16 protein-coding genes are annotated in these 18,044 nt (G+C 46.0%); 12 read left to right on the top strand and 4 right to left on the bottom strand.

Features of this window, described 5'->3' with window-relative positions:
* Window positions 1-7: 7 nt before the first annotated feature.
* Together mazG and L0U88_RS03730 are read left to right on the top strand one after the other, a co-directional pair.
* Window positions 8-787, top strand: a complete 780-nt coding sequence (gene mazG / locus L0U88_RS03735) for a nucleoside triphosphate pyrophosphohydrolase (protein ID WP_234864267.1) — start codon at window positions 8-10, stop codon at window positions 785-787.
* Entirely contained in the window at window positions 784-4,539 is a 3,756-nt protein-coding gene (locus L0U88_RS03730; RefSeq protein ID WP_234864266.1) for a sensor histidine kinase, read from the top strand. The genes mazG and L0U88_RS03730 overlap by 4 nt, the downstream gene beginning before the upstream one ends.
* On the opposite strand, the gene L0U88_RS03725 is transcribed toward L0U88_RS03730, so the two are convergent.
* The gene (locus L0U88_RS03725; protein ID WP_234864265.1) at window positions 4,502-6,211 is read right to left on the bottom strand and encodes a DNA polymerase/3'-5' exonuclease PolX; all 1,710 of its coding nucleotides are present in this window, start codon (window positions 6,209-6,211) and stop codon (window positions 4,502-4,504) included. The two genes, L0U88_RS03730 and L0U88_RS03725, sit on opposite strands and share 38 nt — an antisense overlap.
* Between L0U88_RS03725 and L0U88_RS20860 the strand changes: the two genes are divergently transcribed.
* Window positions 6,210-6,344, top strand: coding sequence for a hypothetical protein (locus L0U88_RS20860; protein ID WP_255722959.1), 135 nt, complete (start codon window positions 6,210-6,212; stop codon window positions 6,342-6,344). The two genes, L0U88_RS03725 and L0U88_RS20860, sit on opposite strands and share 2 nt — an antisense overlap.
* A 175-nt stretch (window positions 6,345-6,519) precedes the next feature.
* Here L0U88_RS20860 and L0U88_RS03720 read toward each other — a convergent pair whose 3' ends face one another.
* The 3 genes from L0U88_RS03720 to rplU all read right to left on the bottom strand — a co-directional run bounded on the left by L0U88_RS03720 (window position 6,520) and on the right by rplU (window position 7,476).
* Window positions 6,520-6,765 (bottom strand): hypothetical protein, encoded by a 246-nt coding sequence (locus tag L0U88_RS03720; protein ID WP_234864264.1) that lies wholly within the window; start codon window positions 6,763-6,765, stop codon window positions 6,520-6,522.
* A 99-nt stretch (window positions 6,766-6,864) separates the two neighbouring features.
* Window positions 6,865-7,131, bottom strand: coding sequence for a 50S ribosomal protein L27 (gene rpmA, locus L0U88_RS03715; RefSeq protein WP_234864263.1), 267 nt, complete (start codon window positions 7,129-7,131; stop codon window positions 6,865-6,867).
* A gap of 42 nt (window positions 7,132-7,173) precedes the next feature.
* Window positions 7,174-7,476, bottom strand: coding sequence for a 50S ribosomal protein L21 (gene rplU / locus L0U88_RS03710; RefSeq protein WP_234864262.1), 303 nt, complete (start codon window positions 7,474-7,476; stop codon window positions 7,174-7,176).
* 139 nt (window positions 7,477-7,615) lie between these two features.
* On the opposite strand from rplU, the gene L0U88_RS03705 reads away from it, so the two are divergent.
* The 9 genes from L0U88_RS03705 to argH all read left to right on the top strand — a co-directional run bounded on the left by L0U88_RS03705 (window position 7,616) and on the right by argH (window position 18,010).
* Window positions 7,616-9,112, top strand: a complete 1,497-nt coding sequence (locus L0U88_RS03705; protein ID WP_234864261.1) for a GH3 auxin-responsive promoter family protein — start codon at window positions 7,616-7,618, stop codon at window positions 9,110-9,112.
* 380 nt (window positions 9,113-9,492) lie between these two features.
* Window positions 9,493-10,221, top strand: coding sequence for a GNAT family N-acetyltransferase (locus L0U88_RS03700; protein ID WP_234864260.1), 729 nt, complete (start codon window positions 9,493-9,495; stop codon window positions 10,219-10,221).
* Between the two features lie 14 nt (window positions 10,222-10,235).
* A complete protein-coding gene (gene argG, locus L0U88_RS03695) occupies window positions 10,236-11,429 on the top strand; it encodes an argininosuccinate synthase (protein WP_234864259.1) in 1,194 nt (397 codons plus the stop codon).
* 85 nt (window positions 11,430-11,514) lie between these two features.
* Window positions 11,515-12,495, top strand: coding sequence for an N-acetyl-gamma-glutamyl-phosphate reductase (gene argC / locus L0U88_RS03690; RefSeq protein ID WP_234864258.1), 981 nt, complete (start codon window positions 11,515-11,517; stop codon window positions 12,493-12,495).
* Between the two features lie 64 nt (window positions 12,496-12,559).
* The gene (locus L0U88_RS03685) at window positions 12,560-13,702 is read left to right on the top strand and encodes an aspartate aminotransferase family protein (RefSeq protein WP_234864257.1); all 1,143 of its coding nucleotides are present in this window, start codon (window positions 12,560-12,562) and stop codon (window positions 13,700-13,702) included.
* Between the two features lie 21 nt (window positions 13,703-13,723).
* Entirely contained in the window at window positions 13,724-14,701 is a 978-nt protein-coding gene (locus L0U88_RS03680; RefSeq protein ID WP_234864256.1) for a Rossmann-fold NAD(P)-binding domain-containing protein, read from the top strand.
* A 5-nt stretch (window positions 14,702-14,706) separates the two neighbouring features.
* Window positions 14,707-15,492 (top strand): acetylglutamate kinase, encoded by a 786-nt coding sequence (gene argB / locus L0U88_RS03675; RefSeq protein WP_234864255.1) that lies wholly within the window; start codon window positions 14,707-14,709, stop codon window positions 15,490-15,492.
* Between the two features lie 55 nt (window positions 15,493-15,547).
* Entirely contained in the window at window positions 15,548-16,669 is a 1,122-nt protein-coding gene (locus L0U88_RS03670) for a M20 family metallo-hydrolase (protein WP_234864254.1), read from the top strand.
* A 9-nt stretch (window positions 16,670-16,678) separates the two neighbouring features.
* Window positions 16,679-18,010 (top strand): argininosuccinate lyase, encoded by a 1,332-nt coding sequence (gene argH / locus L0U88_RS03665; protein WP_234864253.1) that lies wholly within the window; start codon window positions 16,679-16,681, stop codon window positions 18,008-18,010.
* The last annotated feature ends 34 nt before the right edge of the window (window positions 18,011-18,044 follow it).

Below are 18,044 nucleotides of genomic sequence, written 5' to 3'. Positions count from 1 at the left end.
TACCACCATGAAAGCAGCAGCACAGGAAGCATTTGGGCAATTGATCGATATTATGAACGACCTGAGGGAGAAATGCCCCTGGGATAAAAAGCAGACCATTCAAAGTTTACGGCAGCAATCCATAGAGGAATTGTATGAATTGGCGGATGCGATCTCGGATGAAGACTGGAAAGGCATAAAAGAGGAATTGGGTGATCTGTTTCTGCACCTGTTATTCTATGCAAAAATCGGGCAGGAGCAGGGACAATTCAGCCTTGATGAAGTTTTAAAGGGGATCAATGAGAAGCTGATCCGCCGGCACCCGCATGTATATGGCGAAGTAAAACTGGAGAATGCGGAAGACGTCAAACGCAATTGGGAGCAGATCAAACTGCAGGAAGGGAAGAAGTCGGTATTGAGCGGAGTGCCGAAGTCTTTGCCTGCAACGGTTAAGGCTATGCGCCTGCAGGAAAAAGCGAAGCAGGTTGGATTTGAATGGGATAACCGGGAACAGGTTTGGGAGAAAGTGGAAGAGGAAATGCAGGAATTAAAAGATGCGGTAGCAGGCGGGAACCAGGACCAGGTGGAAGACGAGTTTGGGGATGTGGTTTTTTCACTGATTAATTATGCACGGTTTTTGCAGGTGGATGCTGAACATGCCCTGGCCCGGACCAATCAGAAGTTTATCAACCGCTTTACGCAGATGGAAGAACTGGCCCGTGAAAAGGGGCTGGAGCTCAAGGATATGAATCTGGAAGAGATGGATGCCTTGTGGAATGAAATCAAAGCGAAAAAATCAAGCAGTTGATCCAGTTTGTCATCGGAATATTAAAAAAGAATGCCTATTTCCTGCTGGCGGCCGCCTGGTTGTTCACCATAGCATTTATCATCAATAATTATTTTGTTGGAGCTTCATCGGCCCCTTACCTGCGCAAAGCGATTGAAGACAGGATCCAGGTGCAGGAGCGGCAGGTGGAAATATTGTCTGGGGATACTGCCTTGTTAAAAGTGCTGGCGGAAGGAACTTATGATGTGGATCACCTGGAAAAACTGAGCAGGAATAACCTGGGGGTATTTCTGTATCGTCCGGATCAATACAATAACTGGAAACTGCAGTTCTGGAGTTATCAGCAAACGGAACCAGCAGCCGATATTATTTACAGTGAGGATAGTATTCAACTGGTAGGTTTGCAGAACGGGCAATATGAATGCATCCGAAAGCTGATTCCACTGGCCAGGGAGCAATTATTACTAATTGCGATGATTGAGGTCAGGAAAGAGTATTTTGTGCAAAACAGCAACCTCTCGTCCCAGTTTGCTGGATTTCCAAGTGCGGAATCTTCGGTGGCCATAACCGATACAGAAACAGCCTACCCGGTTCGGAGTTTAAGTGGTAAGCTGTTATTTTATCTGCAGCCACGTAAAGTGTCTGCGGATTCTTCGGCCAATGAGTGGGCGATCGTACTGGATATTATTGGCATTGTATTATTACTGATCGCTGTACACAGTGCTGCGAACAGTATTGCAGAAACATATGGTTTTGTGCGGGGACTGATATTCCTGGCTGGTACGGTGATCGGATTAAGACTGCTGACTTATATGTTTTCCGACACCCTTGCATGGTCAGAGTTTGAATTATTTGATCCGGGGATTTATAGTTCAAGTTTACTCCTGCCATCGCTGGGGGATTTGCTTATCAACTCCCTGTTGTTCTGCTGGATACTGTTATTTATCTACCGGAAGAGCGTGGGAATGAATCTGCAGGCATTTCAACAACATTGGCTGAAATGGCCTCTGGTTGCTGTTGGTGCTTTTTTATTGGTAAGTATTACCTTTTCTTTTGCCATTATCATTCGTAGCCTGATCGCCGATGCAGCCAGAATTTCCTTTAATGTGACCAACTTCTTTAGCCTGGATGTGTATAGTTTCTGGGGCTTTGTGGTATTGGCAACGCTGGCCCTGAGTTATTTCCTGGCATCGTCCGTAATCCTACGGGTGCTGGCTCCTTTGCTGCGTACCAATGCATATTATCTGTACGCTTTCCTGGCCGCTTTTGGTTTGTTGTTGATCACTTTTATTCAGAGTGGAAATATTGTAGAGCTGAACCTGTTTGTGCTGGTCTGGCTGATCGGTTATACCTGGCTGTTACGTCAGCCGTTGTTGATCACAAAGGATCATCGTTGGTCGGTTTCGGTGTTATTGCTTTGGATTTTCCTTTATTCCGGATCGATTTCGCTGATCATTATTGCCGAGAATAGCCGGATTGAACTGGAGCAGCGGAAACGAACAGCCGAGAAGTTAGCAACACAGGCGGATCCAACATCCGAGCGACTGCTGAGTATTGCACTTACATATTTTGATAATGATTTCCTGTACGCGAATTTCAATCGCTTTCGGCTGGCTTCTTCCAATCAGTACCTGAAAGACAGCCTGATCAACAAGAACTTCAGTGCCTATCTGAACAAATACGATACCCGGATTTACACCTTTGATTCGCAGGAAAGGCCGCTTTACAATGATGCGCCGGTTTCCTACGATACGCTCGATATCATTTACCGGATGGAAGGCAAACCGACCAATGTGCCGGATATGCGCTATTTCGAAAAGGCATTTGATAAGTATGCGTATATAAGTCGTAAGATGGTAACCGATACCTCCGGTACAGCCATTGGTTATGTATTTATTTTATCTGAGCCGAAGAAATATAAGAACGACGCACTGGTTCCGGAACTGTTTCGGGGTAGAAAGGATTTTTTACCGGATGAGTATTCTCCGATTTACAGTTATGCGATTTACAATAACCGGGAGCTGATAGATTATTTCAATGATTACGCCTTTCCCACCAGGTTGAGCGATAAACAGTTGCCGCCCAACAATTTCACCTTCCGGAAAAATGAGGGATATGATGAATTGTGGTACCGCGATAACAATAAGGTGGTGATTATCGCCAAACTGAATAATCTCTGGCTTGAATCCATAACACTCGTCGCTTACCTGTTTTCCACTTTTCTGCTTCTATTGGGAATTTTTCAATTAATCTCCCTCCTGGTTCGATCCAGGTTGCGCTTATCGAACCTGCGAAAAGAAATGCAATTGAACCTCCGTACACAGGTGCATGGTACGATCATTTTTATCAGCCTTTTTTCTTTCCTGGTGATTGGGGCGGCCACGATCTTTTTCTTTATTAACCGGTACAACCGAAATAAGCAGGACCAGCTAAGCCGGGCTATCCAAATTATGAGCAATGAGGTGGAGAATAAGATTGACAGCCAGACATTTTTTGATTATATGCTGCGTCTGTACGACAGTGGATACAACGAGTACCTGGAAGTACTGGTGCGGGAGGTGTCAGAAATTCACGGAACCGATATCAATATTTATGATACCCAGGGCGAGTTACGTTTGTCTTCGAACCCTTTCATTTATGATAAGGGGATACTGAGCTCGCGTATGAATCCCGAAGCTTATTACCGGATCCACCGGCAGAAGTTGGTGCAGTTTACTACTACAGAACAAATAGGAGGAATCAGTTACCAAAGTATATATTCTCCAGTGCGAGATGAAAATGGTAATCCTTATGCGTATCTGAACATGCCTTCCTTCGACTCCCAGGAAGAGTTGAAGCGGGAGATCTCAAATTTTCTTGTAACGATCATCAACCTGAATGCCTTTATTTTCCTGATTGCAGGTGTGATTGCGCTCTTTATTACCAACCGGATTACAGCATCCTTCTCCCTGATTAGTGAGAAAATGCGGGCCGTGAACCTGGGTCAGCACAATGATGAGATACAGTGGAACCGGAACGATGAAATTGGTGAGTTGGTGAAGGAGTACAACAAGATGGTCTTAAAACTCGAAGAAAGTGCGGCAGCCCTGGCTAAGAGTGAGCGGGAAGGAGCCTGGAGAGAGATGGCCCGTCAGGTGGCGCATGAGATCAAGAATCCGCTAACTCCGATGAAACTTAGCATTCAGTATCTGCAGAAAGCGATTCAGGGTAATAATGGAGATGTAAAGCAGCTTACCTTCAATGTGGCGAATACCCTGGTAGAGCAGATTGATCACCTGTCAAAGATCGCATCCGAATTTTCACAGTTCGCAAATATCAGCAATGCGCATAATGAGTTGTTCGACCTGCATGAGATTTTACAATCGCTCTCCTCCCTGTATGATTCCAACGACCTGGTAGTGTTTACCTGGAAGCCGGTGGACGGCCCCGTTTGGGTATTTGCTGATAAAACGCAAATGAACCGCCTGTTCACCAATCTGTTGCAGAATGCTATGGAGGCTACCGAAAACCGGGAGTTGCGCCTCGTGGAAGTGAAGGAAGAATGGGGTGAGGATACGATCATTATTTCAGTTCACGACAACGGGCAGGGAATTCCGGCTGCTACACAGTCCAGGATCTTTACGCCGAATTTCACTACCAAAACATCAGGCACAGGCCTGGGATTGGCTATGAGCAAGGGTATAGTGGAACAGGCTCGTGGCAGGATCTGGTTTGAGACCAGTGAAACGGATGGTACTACTTTCTTTGTTTCCTTGCCGTCAGCCAGTTCCTGAATTGGTCGAGTGTAAAACTGCTTAGGTTGTGCCTGGCTGTTAGTCCGCCTTTTTGCGCAGCGATTACACCATACCGGATATCTTCAAATCCTTCCACGCTGTGGGCGTCCGGATCAATCGAGAGGAGGCAGTTTTTTTCCAGTGCATAGGGGATCCAGCTCCAGTCGAGATCAAGTCTGCGAGGGTGCGCGTTGATTTCGATAACTACGTTATTGTCGGCACAGGCATCAATAATGGCTTTATGATCTATCGGGTATCCCGGACGGCTAAGCAGAAGACGACCGGTCATATGTCCGAGTATGGCAGTTGCCGGATGTTGAATCGCTGTAAGTAAACGCTGCATGGCTTTTTCTTGCGTCATTTTCAGATTGCTGTGTACAGAAGCAATTACCAGGTCAAAGCTGTTAAGTGTATCGTTATCGTAGTCAAGTGAGCCATCACTCAGGATATCGCATTCGATGCTTTTGAAAATATGGAAAGGGCTGAGGCTGGCGTTTAGTTCATCTATATACTGGTGTTGTTCACGGATGCGATCCACGGAAAGACCGTTGGCATAAAATGCAGATTTGCTGTGATCACTGATGACCAGGTATTCATATCCTTTTTCGATGCAGGCTTTGGCCATGGTTTCAATCGTGTGGAGGCCATCGCTCCAGTTGCTGTGGGAGTGGATGACAGACTTTATGTCGGCTGTAGTGATAACTGGGGCTGGTTCGGAATTGCTGAGCGGTTGAATGGCTTCCGGAAGTTCGCGTTGATTGGGTGGAAGGTAATGTATGCCGGCAGATTGGAAAAGAGCTGCTTCCGTTTTAAATCGATTGCTGCTTTCGGTTGCACTACTTTCACTACTGCCTGCTTTCGCAGTTATGGCAAGTTGTTGGAATCTATCCAGGAAAAGCTGGCTGCAACTGCTGGTAAACAATTGTTGAATAAACTCATTCGGCAGGCATTGGTGAACAATTACCTGGGTACCGTCTGGTGCCTGCGCATGGATAGATTCGTTTTCAGTTTGTATGGATTGGAATTGAAGCGCTTCGAGTGCCGATTGAATATCAGGCATACTGGTAGTAGTGAGCAGTTCCACTTTGGTGATGATGATTGCCTGCCGGCGTGTATCACCATATAAACTGGTTTGTTGATCGGGAAAGCGGTTGATGAAAAAGTTTTCGAGTTGTTGTGCAAAGGGTTCAATTTCTGCATACAAAAATTGTCCCTTATTGGCATTGTAGAACTGGATGGATTGTTTGACGCTCTCCTGCGTTTTTTCTCCAAAACCTTTGTACATCAGGAGTCTGTTTTCGTTGCAGGCGTATAATAATTCACCCAGCGATTCGATGCCCATTTCTTTCCAGATGGTTGCAATCTTTTTGGGGCCCAATCCTTTGATTTGCATCATTTCCAAAATGCCCTGCGGCGTTTTTGAAATGAGTTCATCCAATACGGTGAGTTTACCAGTGTCGAGCAACTCCGATATTTTTTTGGAGGTACTATCGCCGATTCCTTTTAGGCCGGCTATTTTTTCCCTTGGGGTATCGCTGAGTTGAACAGGTAATTTTTCAATTGAGAAGGCAGCGCTTGAATATGATTTGGCCTTGAAAGAATTTTCTCCGTGGATATCCATGAGTTTAGCCAGCAGGCTGAACTGATCGGCGATAGCGTAATTGTCGAGCATGGAGCGAAGGTACGGAAGAATGGAAGAGGGAAGAAAGGAGGAAAGGAAGAGGGAGGAATGGAAGATGGGAGGAATGGGAGATGGGGGAAAGGAAGATGGGGGAGGGAGGAATGAAGGGGCATCATCTCTTTGACCTAATTTCCTTTGACAACTTTCACTTTTCACGTCTCACATCTCACGTCTCACGTCTCACGTCTCACGTCTCACGTCTCACGTCTCACATCTCACGTCTCACGTCTCACATCTCACGTCAAAAAAAAATCCCCGGAAAACCGGGGATTGTATTTTTTGCTGTAAAAAGTCGAAACTTATTTCGCAGCTTTCTTAGCGGCCTTTTTAGGAGCAGCTTTTTTAGCAGCTTTCTTCGGAGCGGCTTTCTTTGCTACTTTCTTAGCGGCTTTTTTAGGAGCAGCTTTTTTTGCAGCTTTTTTAGGAGCAGCTTTCTTAGCTACTTTTTTAGCGGCTTTCTTTGGAGCAGCTTTCTTAGCGGCTTTTTTCGGAGCGGCTTTCTTTGCAGCAGCTTTTTTAGGAGCAGCTTTTTTTGCAGTTGCCATTTTTTTAGAATTTAATGATTAGTAAAATGGGTTTTCGGAAGTAAAAATATAAACTAATCCGAAACTGCAAAATTTTTTTTGCTGTTTAATCAGAATTGATTAAGCGCTTACCTCTACCGGAGATACAGAAACGATGGTTTTGTTCTCTCTGGTTTTACGGAATTCAACCACTCCATCAGCTGTTGCAAACAGTGTGTAATCTCTTCCTACACTTACATTCTTTCCAGGATGATACTGTGTACCACGCTGACGAACGATGATGTTACCAGCAATAGCAGGCTGACCACCGTAGATCTTTACACCCAGGCGTTTGCTTTGAGAGTCGCGACCGTTCTTAACACTACCTTCACCTTTTTTGTGTGCCATGACGTATGAATTTTAAATGATAACAGTTGTTACGTTACCAGATTATGCGATATCGTTGATTCTGATTTTGGTATAGTGAGTTCTGTGACCGAGTTTCTTGCGGAAACCTTTTCTTCTTTTCATTTTGAAGGCGATCACTTTATCTCCCTGCAGGTGGTCGATGATTTCTGCTTTAACCACAGCTTTAACAGCATCACCTACAGACAGGCTGCCATTATTATCAAACATCAGAACATCTGCAAATTCTACTTTGTCGCCTGCGTTGCCCGCAATCTGGGGAACGTACAATGTCTGGTCTTTAGAAACCTTGAATTGCTGACCGGCTATTTTAACAACTGCTAACATAACTTACCAAAATTAGGAGTGCAAAGGTAAGGGGAATTTCCTTACCTCCAAATAGATTTTCCAAAATAATTAGCGCAAATTTAAGGAGTTTACTGGGGTGTAGAGCCTAAATTTGTCGCCGTTCATCCATCATAGCGCTATGAAATTCAAGTCTTTTCTTGCCAAACCCTTTGCTTCCTACGTTTATAAGCAGGTAAAGCGGTCTATGCACCAGGCTGTCCCAGACCAGGAGGCGATCTTCCGGGAACTGCTGAAGACAGGAGCCGGAACCCAGTTTGGGAAGGATCACCACCTGGGGGAGGTTAAAACGATGGAGGAATTCCGCCAGGCGGTACCTATTCGCGACTACGAACAGCTCAAACCTTATATTGAATTAATCAAAGAAGGCAAGCATAATATATTATGGAAAGGCAAGCCCATCTATTTTGCCAAAACCTCAGGCACCACCAGCGGGGTGAAATACATCCCAATTACGAAGGATTCCATCCCTAACCATATCAATACTGCCCGAAATGCGTTGCTCTGTTATATGGCAGAGTCGGGAAATTCCCGGTTTGCAGATGGGAATATGATTTTTTTATCCGGCTCCCCGGTATTGGAACGGATCGCAGACATCCCAACAGGTCGCCTCAGCGGAATCGTCAATCACCATATACCCAGTTATCTCAGAAAGAATCAGTTACCTTCTTATGAAACCAATTGTATTGAGGAATGGGAAAGCAAACTGGATAAAATCGTGGAGGAAACCATCCGAAAAAACATGACTCTGATCAGTGGGATTCCACCCTGGATGCAGATGTATTTCGACCGGTTGATGGAAAAAAGCGGTAAGAAAGTGGGAGAGTTGTTCCCGGAATTTTCAGTGCTGGTGCATGGTGGGGTGAATTTCGAGCCCTATAAATCAAAGCTGTTTGACAGCATCGGAAGAAAAGTTGCAGCCATTGAAACTTTCCCGGCATCGGAAGGCTTTTTTGCCTTCCAGGACAGTCAGCATGCAGAAGGACTGTTACTGAACACCGACAGTGGGATCTGGTTTGAATTTGTTCCTGTAAATGAAGTGTTTAATGAGAACCCTACGCGACTGAGTTTAAAAGATGTGAAAGTGGGAGAAAACTATGCACTCATCATCAACAGCAATGCGGGTTTGTGGAGTTATAATATAGGGGATACCGTAAAATTTGTTTCAACTGAGCCATACCGGTTGATTGTATCCGGACGAATCAAACATTTTATCTCTGCATTTGGTGAACACGTAATTGGAGAGGAAGTGGAATACAGCCTGATGAAAGCAGCCACCGAAAATGGAGTGCATATCACAGAGTTTACCGTTGCGCCGATGATCTCGCAGGATAAAGGAAAGTCCTATCACGAATGGTTCATCGAATTTGATAATGCCCCGGCAGATATGACTGCCTTTGCGCAGCAGGTAAATGAAAACCTGCGAACCAAAAACATTTACTACGATGACCTGATAACCGGCAATATTTTATTGCCACTAAAAATTACTCCTGTAAAAAAGAATGGATTCATTGATTACATGAAGAGTATTGGCAAGTTAGGTGGCCAAAATAAAGTCCCCAGGTTGAGTAATGATCGCAAATTGGCAGAGGCATTACAGCCCTGGCTTGAAAGCTAACAACCGTTCGATAATTTTCAATATTGAAGCAGGATATTTGGAAACCATTCCAAAATCCTGCTTTTTATTTGATAGCCTAACAATATTTTAAAGAATATTTTGGGGAAATTCAATCAAAAACGTATAATTTTGGCTCGCATTTTAAACATAGGCAATCAAACGAAAAATGAATAGTTTCCAACCATATAGCGCTCCCCTTCAGCTGGACAGCCAGGTTGATGTACTTTTACATGCCTTTTGTTTTCTTCCCCGACCGCGACGTGGATGCTGATAGGACGAGCCCTTTGCACCGGCCCCTATCAGTGAAAAAAGCCCCAATGTATTATTATTTACAACAGAGTTGTACGCAGCACGTTTACTGATCCTTTAATTTATTGCAAGTGGAAAATTCCGCCATTATCGTAAGGGTAGCCAATCCCGACGATATTCATTACGCCGTTACCATCACTGATGAAATGGAGTCCTCTGCCAAGGCAAGAGGAACGGGTATCGCTAAACGATCTCCTGAATATATCGAGCAAAAGATGAAAGAGGGAAAGTCGGTGATTGCAGTTACTGAAACTGGTACCTGGGTAGGTTTTTGTTATATCGAAACCTGGAGTCATGGTGAATATGTGGCGAATTCCGGATTGATCGTATCTCCTGAGTTTCGCAAGAGTGGTGTAGCCAAACGTATCAAGGAAAAAATCTTTGAGCTATCCCGTAAATTATACCCCACTGCCAAAATTTTTGGATTGACTACCGGCCTTGCTGTAATGAAAATTAATTCCGATTTAGGGTATGAACCAGTAACTTACTCGGAATTAACGCAGGATGAGGCATTCTGGGCCGGTTGTAAGAGCTGCGTGAACTACGATATATTGATGAGCAAGGATCGCAAGAACTGTTTCTGTACTGCGATGCTCTATGACCCCAAAGATCATTACAAACCGGAGGAAACAGCTGCGGATTTCAAACAACATTCCAAAGGGTATGAGCGGTTGTTGCGGTTGAAGAAATCCCGTTTTCTGAAAGCATTCCGCAAAATCACCGGAACCGAATCCAAACCGGAAGGTGGCGGCGGAGGCGGAACGGCCAAAAAAAGGTTCTTTTCATTCTTTCATTTCTAAACTATTCTACGAAGATGACATCGAAAAAAGTTGTACTCGGATTTAGCGGCGGACTGGACACTACTTATTGCGCAAAGTACCTATTTGAAGATCTGGGATACGAAGTGCATTCCATTATTGTAAATACAGGCGGATTTACAGAAGAAGAACTGTCAAAGATTGAAGCACATGCCAACCGTTTGGGAGTGAAATCACACACCAGTGTGAACGCAGTAAAAAACTATTACGATCGGATCATTCAATATCTAGTGTTTGGAAATGTATTGAAGAATAATACCTATCCGCTGAGTGTATCAGCAGAGCGACTGATCCAGGCGATTCATATTGCAGAACATGCAAAAAAGATCGGAGCGGATGCGGTGGCGCATGGAAGTACCGGTGCGGGTAACGACCAGGTACGGTTTGATATGGTATTTCATATCATGATTCCTGATTTGCCCATCCTGACACCGATTAGAGATCTGCAACTGAGTCGCGAGGCTGAAATCGAATACCTCAAAGCACGTGATGTAGAAATGAATTTTGAAAAGGCACAATACTCGATCAATAAGGGTTTATGGGGTACCAGTGTGGGAGGAAAGGAAACCCTGCACAGCAAAGGCATGTTGCCGGAAGAAGCCTGGCCTACACAAGTAAGCAAAACCCAGCCGGAAGAAGTGGTGCTGCATTTTGAAAAAGGTCACCTAACGGGAATCAATGGCCGCAGTTATGATCATCCGGTGGAAGCCATCCAGGCATTGCAGGCGATTGCAGGTCCGTTTGGAATTGGAAGAGATATCCATGTGGGTGATACCATCATCGGTATCAAAGGACGGGTTGGCTTTGAAGCTGCCGCCCCGATGGTAATATTAAAAAGTCATCATGCACTGGAGAAGCACGTGCTTACCAAGTGGCAGTTGAGCTGGAAAGACCAGCTGGCGCAGTTTTACGGGAACTGGATGCATGAGGGACAAATTCTGGATCCGGTAATGCGGGATATTGAGGCCTTTTTGCAGCATTCACAGGAGACGGTGACAGGTGATGTATTTGTGCAGTTGCATCCGTATCGGTTCCAGATCATCGGAATTGAATCAAAATACGATCTGATGTCGAGCAAGTTTGGAAGATATGGTGAGATGAACAGCGGCTGGACCGGACAGGATGTGAGAGGCTTTAGTAAGATTTTCGGAAACCAGACGGCGATTTGGAAAGCGGTACACGGAGAGTGAAACGTCAGACGTCAGACGTGAAACGTGAGAAGGGAAGAGGGAGGAATGGAGGAGAGGGGAAGGAAGACAAATCAAAAAAAAGAACATGGCAAAAATAACAGCAGGCATTATCGGTGGGGCGGGGTATACGGGTGGTGAATTGATCCGGTTGCTGATCAATCACCCGGGTGTGGAGCTGAGTTTTGTACACAGCAAGAGTAGCGCAGGAAAACCGCTCTATTCTGTACATGCTGATTTGATTGGAGATACCGAACTACTTTTCACGGATTCGCTGGAAACAAAAGTGGATTGCCTGTTTTTGTGCACGGGGCATGGTGAAGCGCGGAAATTCCTGGAAGCACATCCGCCTGCAGCAGGAACAAAAATCATTGATCTGTCGAATGATTTCCGATTGAAGGAGCAATCCACGTTTGGCAACTGGAACTTCGTTTATGGATTACCGGAATTGAACCGGGAAGCCATCCGTAAGGCAAATGCCATTGCCAATCCGGGTTGTTTTGCAACAGCTATTCAGGTAGGGTTATTGCCACTTGCCAAGGCTGGATTGCTGGATGAAATTTATACTACCGGAATTACGGGATCTACCGGAGCCGGTCAAGGGTTGAGTTCCACTTCTCATTTCAGTTGGAGAGCGAATAATATCCAGGCCTATAAAACCCTGACGCATCAGCACCTGGGAGAGATCGGCGAGTCCTTATTGCAGTTACAACCGGATAGTGATATCGACCTGAGTTTTGTACCGTGGAGGGGCGATTTTACCCGGGGCATCTTCATCAGTTCAACTATTCATATGGAATTGCCCTATGAAGACCTGCTGGCGCTTTACGAAGTATTTTATGCTGATCATCCCTTTACAGTAGTAAGTACCGAGCCAATCTACCTGAAACAAATTGTAAATACCAACAAAGCAATCGTGCAAATCGAGAAAGTGGGCAGCAAACTTGTCATCCACAGTGCGATTGATAACCTCCTGAAAGGTGCAAGCGGACAGGCAGTTCAGAATATGAACCTGGTGTTTGGATTGGATGAATGTATGGGGCTGAAGCTGAAGGGAGTGGGGTTTTGAAGCAGGGAGGAAAGGAGGAAAGGAGGAAAGGAGGAGGCGAGCTACAAAAAACAAAACAACGAACATGAAACTATTTGACGTATATCCATTAAACAACATCACTATAACTCGGGCAAAGGGTGCACGGGTATGGGATGAACAGGGGAAGTCTTATCTCGATATGTATGGAGGTCATGCCGTTATTTCAATAGGTCATACCCACCCGCATTGGGTAGAGCGAATTGAAGAGCAATTGGAAATGATAGCCTTCTATTCCAATTCGGTGGTGATCCCGCAGCAGAAGGCGCTGGCGGAATTGCTGGGTCGTATTTCAGGCAAAGAGAATTACCAGTTGTTCCTTTGTAATTCAGGTGCAGAAGCCAACGAGAATGCATTGAAACTGGCTTCTTTCCATACAGGACGCAGAAAAATTATCGCATTTAAAAAAGCGTTTCATGGCCGTACTTCCCTGGCAGTTGCAGCAACGGATAATCCGGCTATTATATCGCCGGTGAATCAAACGGATGCTGTGATTTTTCTTCCTTTCAATGATGTGGATGCACTCAAGGCAGTTTTTACCGCACAGGGTAACGACATCGCAGCAGTAATTGTAGAAGGCATTCAGGGTGTTGGTGGAATTAATGTGGCAACGAACGAGTTTTTGCAAACCATCCGTGAATGCTGTGATGCCTATGGAGCTGTTTATATCGCGGATTCCGTACAGTGTGGCTATGGCAGATCAGGCAAGTTTTATTCTCACGATTTCGCGGGAGTAAACGCAGATATTTATTCTATGGCCAAAGGAATGGGCAATGGGTTTCCAATTGGAGCGATTTCCATAGCGCCCCACCTGCATCCCAAACACGGTATGCTGGGAACAACCTTTGGTGGCAATCAACTGGCCTGTGCAGCTGCAATTGCAGTGCTGGAAGTAATCGAAAAGGAGGGGCTGATCGCAAATGCGGCAACCATCGGCGATTATCTAATGCAATCACTTCGGGAAATTCCGGAATTGAAAAATGTGCGGGGGCGAGGATTGATGATCGGCTTTGATATGCCTGATTCGCATACAGATCTCCGTAAGAAACTCTTAACTGATCATTTTATTTTCACCGGCGAAGCCAAACCGAATGTGATTCGCCTGCTGCCTTCCCTGGCCTTAACCAGAGAAGAAGCAGATGAGTTCCTGGAGGCCGTTCGCAAGGAGATTTCAGTACCCGTGGGTTAACTCTATAAATTTTGACAATTCATGATGCATTTTACTTCTGTTCAGGATGTTCCGGATCTTCAGCAACTCGTGGATGCAGCTTTAGCCTATAAAGCGGATCCCTATAAGGATGAAAATCTTGGAAAACGGAAACGGATCGGGATGTTATTCCTGAATCCGAGTATGCGTACCCGTTTGAGTACCCAGGTGGCGGCCCAGCAACTTGGAATGGAAGCGGTGGTATTCAATGTGGGCAGTGAGGGATGGGCGCTTGAATTTGAAGAAGAAGCCATCATGAGCGGAACAACAGTGGAGCATGTGAAAGACGCAGCTCCGATTATGGGAAAGTATTTTGATATTCTTTGCATTCGCACGTTTCCTTCGTTAAAGAACAAGGAGGATGATTACTCCGAATTGTATATCCGGCAGTTTATGAAGTATGCAGGCATTCCGATCGTGAGCCTGGAGAGTGCTACCCTGCATCCCTTGCAGAGCCTGACCGATATCATCACTATGCAGGAATACATGCGGCAGCCTTCGAAGGCGGCAGCCTTTTCAGGACGAAAACCCAAGGTGGTATTGACCTGGGCACCGCACGTGAAACCACTTCCTCAATGTGTAGCAAATAGTTTCGCGCAATGGGTGAATGCCTGGGGCGAAGCGGATTTTGTAATCACCCATCCCGAAGATTATGAATTATCGGAGGCATTCACTAAAGGGGCACGTATCGAATACAACCAGGAAGAAGCATTGAAAGATGCTGATTTCGTGTATGTGAAAAACTGGAGTACGTTTACTGATTATGGTAAGATTTATAACAACGACCCGGAGTGGATGCTCACCAACGAAAAACTTGCGCTGACCAATGAAGCCAGGGTGATGCATTGCCTGCCGGTGCGTCGGAATGTGGAATTAAGTGATGAGATATTGGATGGACCGAATAGCCTGGTAACCACTCAGGCGGGTAACCGGGTGTGGGCGGCCCAGGCAGTACTGGCATCGATCCTTCGTGCTAAATAAGAGATATGGTTTTTGTTATCAAGATAGGTGGGAATGTGCTGGATGATCCGGCGGCATTGCAACAGTTTCTGCAAGATTTCGCATTGATCAATGGACCCAAGATCCTGGTGCATGGAGGTGGCAAGATTGCTACACGGTTGGGAGATCAATTAGGGATTGAATCGAAGTATGTGGATGGCAGACGTATTACAGATGATGCTACCATTGACCTGGTAACCATGGTGTATGGTGGCCTCGTAAACAAACAGCTGGTGGCACAATTGCAATCCCTGGGTTGTAATGCCATCGGGATAACAGGAGCAGATGGAAACCTGCTTCCGGCCGTGAAACGTCCGGTTAAAACAATCGATTATGGCTGGGTGGGGGATGTGAAAGCAGCTACCTTACCAGTGGATCGCTGGCAATTGTTGCTGGATAATGGCCTGGTTCCGGTGCTGGCGCCACTGACACATGATGGAGCTGGCCATATGCTGAATACCAACGCGGATACCATGGCGGCAACAATTGCAATTGCATTATCAGCACAATACCCCGTGCGGTTGATCTATTGTTTTGAGAAGAAGGGGATTCTTGAGCAGGTGGAGGACGAATCATCCGTGATCCGGTTTATCAATCCGGATTTGTATGCGCAACTGAAAGCGGAGCAGAAATTATTTGCGGGTATTTTACCCAAACTGGACAATGCCTTTGATGCGATTGGAAAGGGGGTGCAGCAGGTACTGATCGGACATGCTGCCGATCTGGTGCAGAATACGGGCACAGAAACAACAGGGACGTTAATTTCAGCTTGATTCATCCGCCGCGGTGAATGGTATTCTGCCTTTGGCGGATAGGAAAAGAAAAAGTATGGAGCAATTATATGAGGAGGCAGTGGAGCTGTTGAAGCAGCTGATCAGAACGCCGTCCCTGAGCCGGGAGGAGCAGGGTACTGCGAAGCTGATTCGTGCATTCCTTGAAACCCGGGGAGTGGAAGTGCAGCAGCAATTGAATAATGTATGGGCATTGAACCGCTATTTCCAGCCAGGAAAACCTACGGTAGTGCTGAACTCACATCATGATACAGTGAAACCGAATCCGCAGTATACAAGAGACCCGTTTGAGCCAGCCATTGAAGATGGTAAAATTTACGGCCTTGGCAGCAATGATGCGGGAGGGGCGCTGGTATCTCTGATCGCCTGTTTTCTTCATTTTTATGAACAAACCGATTTGCCGGTCAACCTGGTTTTAGCGGCCACGGCAGAGGAAGAAGTGTCTGGTGTAAATGGAGTGGAGGCCTTATTGAAAGATGCCAGCTTCTTAACTGCTATAAAACAATCCGGTGAAACGGCTTTCCGGAACTGGTCGGCTATTGTAGGAGAACCGACCGAAATGGAACTGGCGGTATCGGAGAAAGGTTTACTGGTGCTGGATTGCACGGTAACCGGAAAAACCGGACATGCAGCCAGGCAGGAAGGAATTAATGCGTTGTATAAAGCAGTAGATGCGATCAACTGGTTCAGAAACTATCAGTTTCCCAGGGTATCGCCAACACTCGGACCGGTGCACATGAACGTGACCGTTATACAAACTGAAAATAAAGCACATAATGTGGTTCCCGGAACCTGCCAGTTTACGGTGGATATCCGGGTGACGGACGCTTATACACACGAAGAAATTGTGGAGATTGTACAGGATGCTGTGGACGCCGAAATTAAACCGCGCAGTATGCGGATGCGGGCTACGGCTATTGGTGATGCACACCCGCTGGTGATGGCCGGTAGCAAATTGGGTAAGAAATCCTATGGTTCTCCCACCTGTTCGGATAAAGCCTTGCTGCCTTTTCCGGCATTGAAATGCGGTCCGGGTTTTAGCGGGAGAAGTCACACTGCGGATGAATTCATTTACCTGGATGAAATTCGTGATGGCATCAAAACCTATATTGAACTGATTGAAACCGCGTTTCCTTTTTTTGAAGCATCAAATAGTTAAAACTGTAACATGAAACTCTGGCAAAAAAATACAGCATCGCTGAAGGAAGTAGAACAATTTACGGTTGGCCGTGATCGTGAGTTTGATCAGCAAATGGCTCGCCAGGATGTGCTTGGAAATATGGCGCATGCCATCATGCTGGAGGAAATCGGTTTGCTTACAACCGATGAAAAAGAGCAATTGCTGGCGGAGTTGAAACAAATTTATGCGGTGGCCGCGAATGGCGAGTTGCTCATCGGCGAAGGCATTGAAGATATTCACTCCCAGGTGGAGTTCCTGCTCACTCAGGCATTGGGCGATACCGGTAAAAAGATTCACAGTGCCCGAAGCAGGAACGACCAGGTGTTGGTAGACCTGAAATTGTTTCTGCGTGATGAAATTCAGGCGCTGGTGGAAGTAGTACAACCGTTTTTTGAATTACTTCAGGCTCAGAGCGAAAAATACAAGGATCATTTATTACCTGGATATACCCATCTACAGCTGGCCATGCCTTCCTCTTTCGGGCTCTGGTTCGGCGCCTATGCGGAAAGCATGGTGGATGATCTGACCACGCTGCAGGCGGCCTATGAAGTAGTAAATAAAAATCCATTAGGATCCGCCGCGGGATACGGATCATCATTTCCAATCAAGCGTCAACGGACAACCGAACTGCTCGGATTTGCGCAATTGAATCACAATGTTGTATATGCGCAAATGGGAAGAGGTAAGGCGGAACGTATTGTAGCTATGGCATTGGCCAACCTGGCCGATACCCTGGCGAAATTATCCATGGATGCATGCCTCTACCTGAACCAGAATTTCGGGTTCATCAGTTTCCCGCCGGAGCTGACAACGGGCAGCAGCATCATGCCGCATAAAAAGAATCCCGATGTGTTTGAGCTGATCCGCTCACACGGCAACCGAATCAAGGCGCTGCCGAATGAGATAATGCTGATGACCACTAATCTGCCGTCGGGGTATCACCGGGATCTTCAATTGCTGAAAGAACACCTGTTTCCGGCATTCAGTACGCTGAAAGACTGTTTCAATATGGCGGGACTGATGCTTTCGCAGATCGAAATCCGCCCCAATCTTTTACATGATGAAAAATATAAATATTTGTTCAGTGTGGAAGAAGTAAACAGGCTGGTATTGGAGGGAGTGCCTTTCCGGGATGCTTACAGGCAGGTAGGACTGGCCATCGAAAGCGGCAATTATCAATACCAAACCGAGCTGCGGCATACCCATGAAGGCAGTATCGGCAACCTATGTACGGATCAGATAAAAGAATCCATGGAAGCTGTACTGAGCCGGTTCAATTTTAGCACAGTAAATGCCGCTGTGGAGCAATTATTACGTTAACTTGCCCATTCGTTGCGCCGGAAAGGTGCTTAAT

The sequence above is a fragment of the Flavihumibacter fluminis genome, from assembly GCF_021491375.1.
Lineage (GTDB): Bacteria > Bacteroidota > Bacteroidia > Chitinophagales > Chitinophagaceae > Flavihumibacter > Flavihumibacter fluminis.
This window is presented reverse-complemented; position numbering and strand designations above follow the sequence as displayed.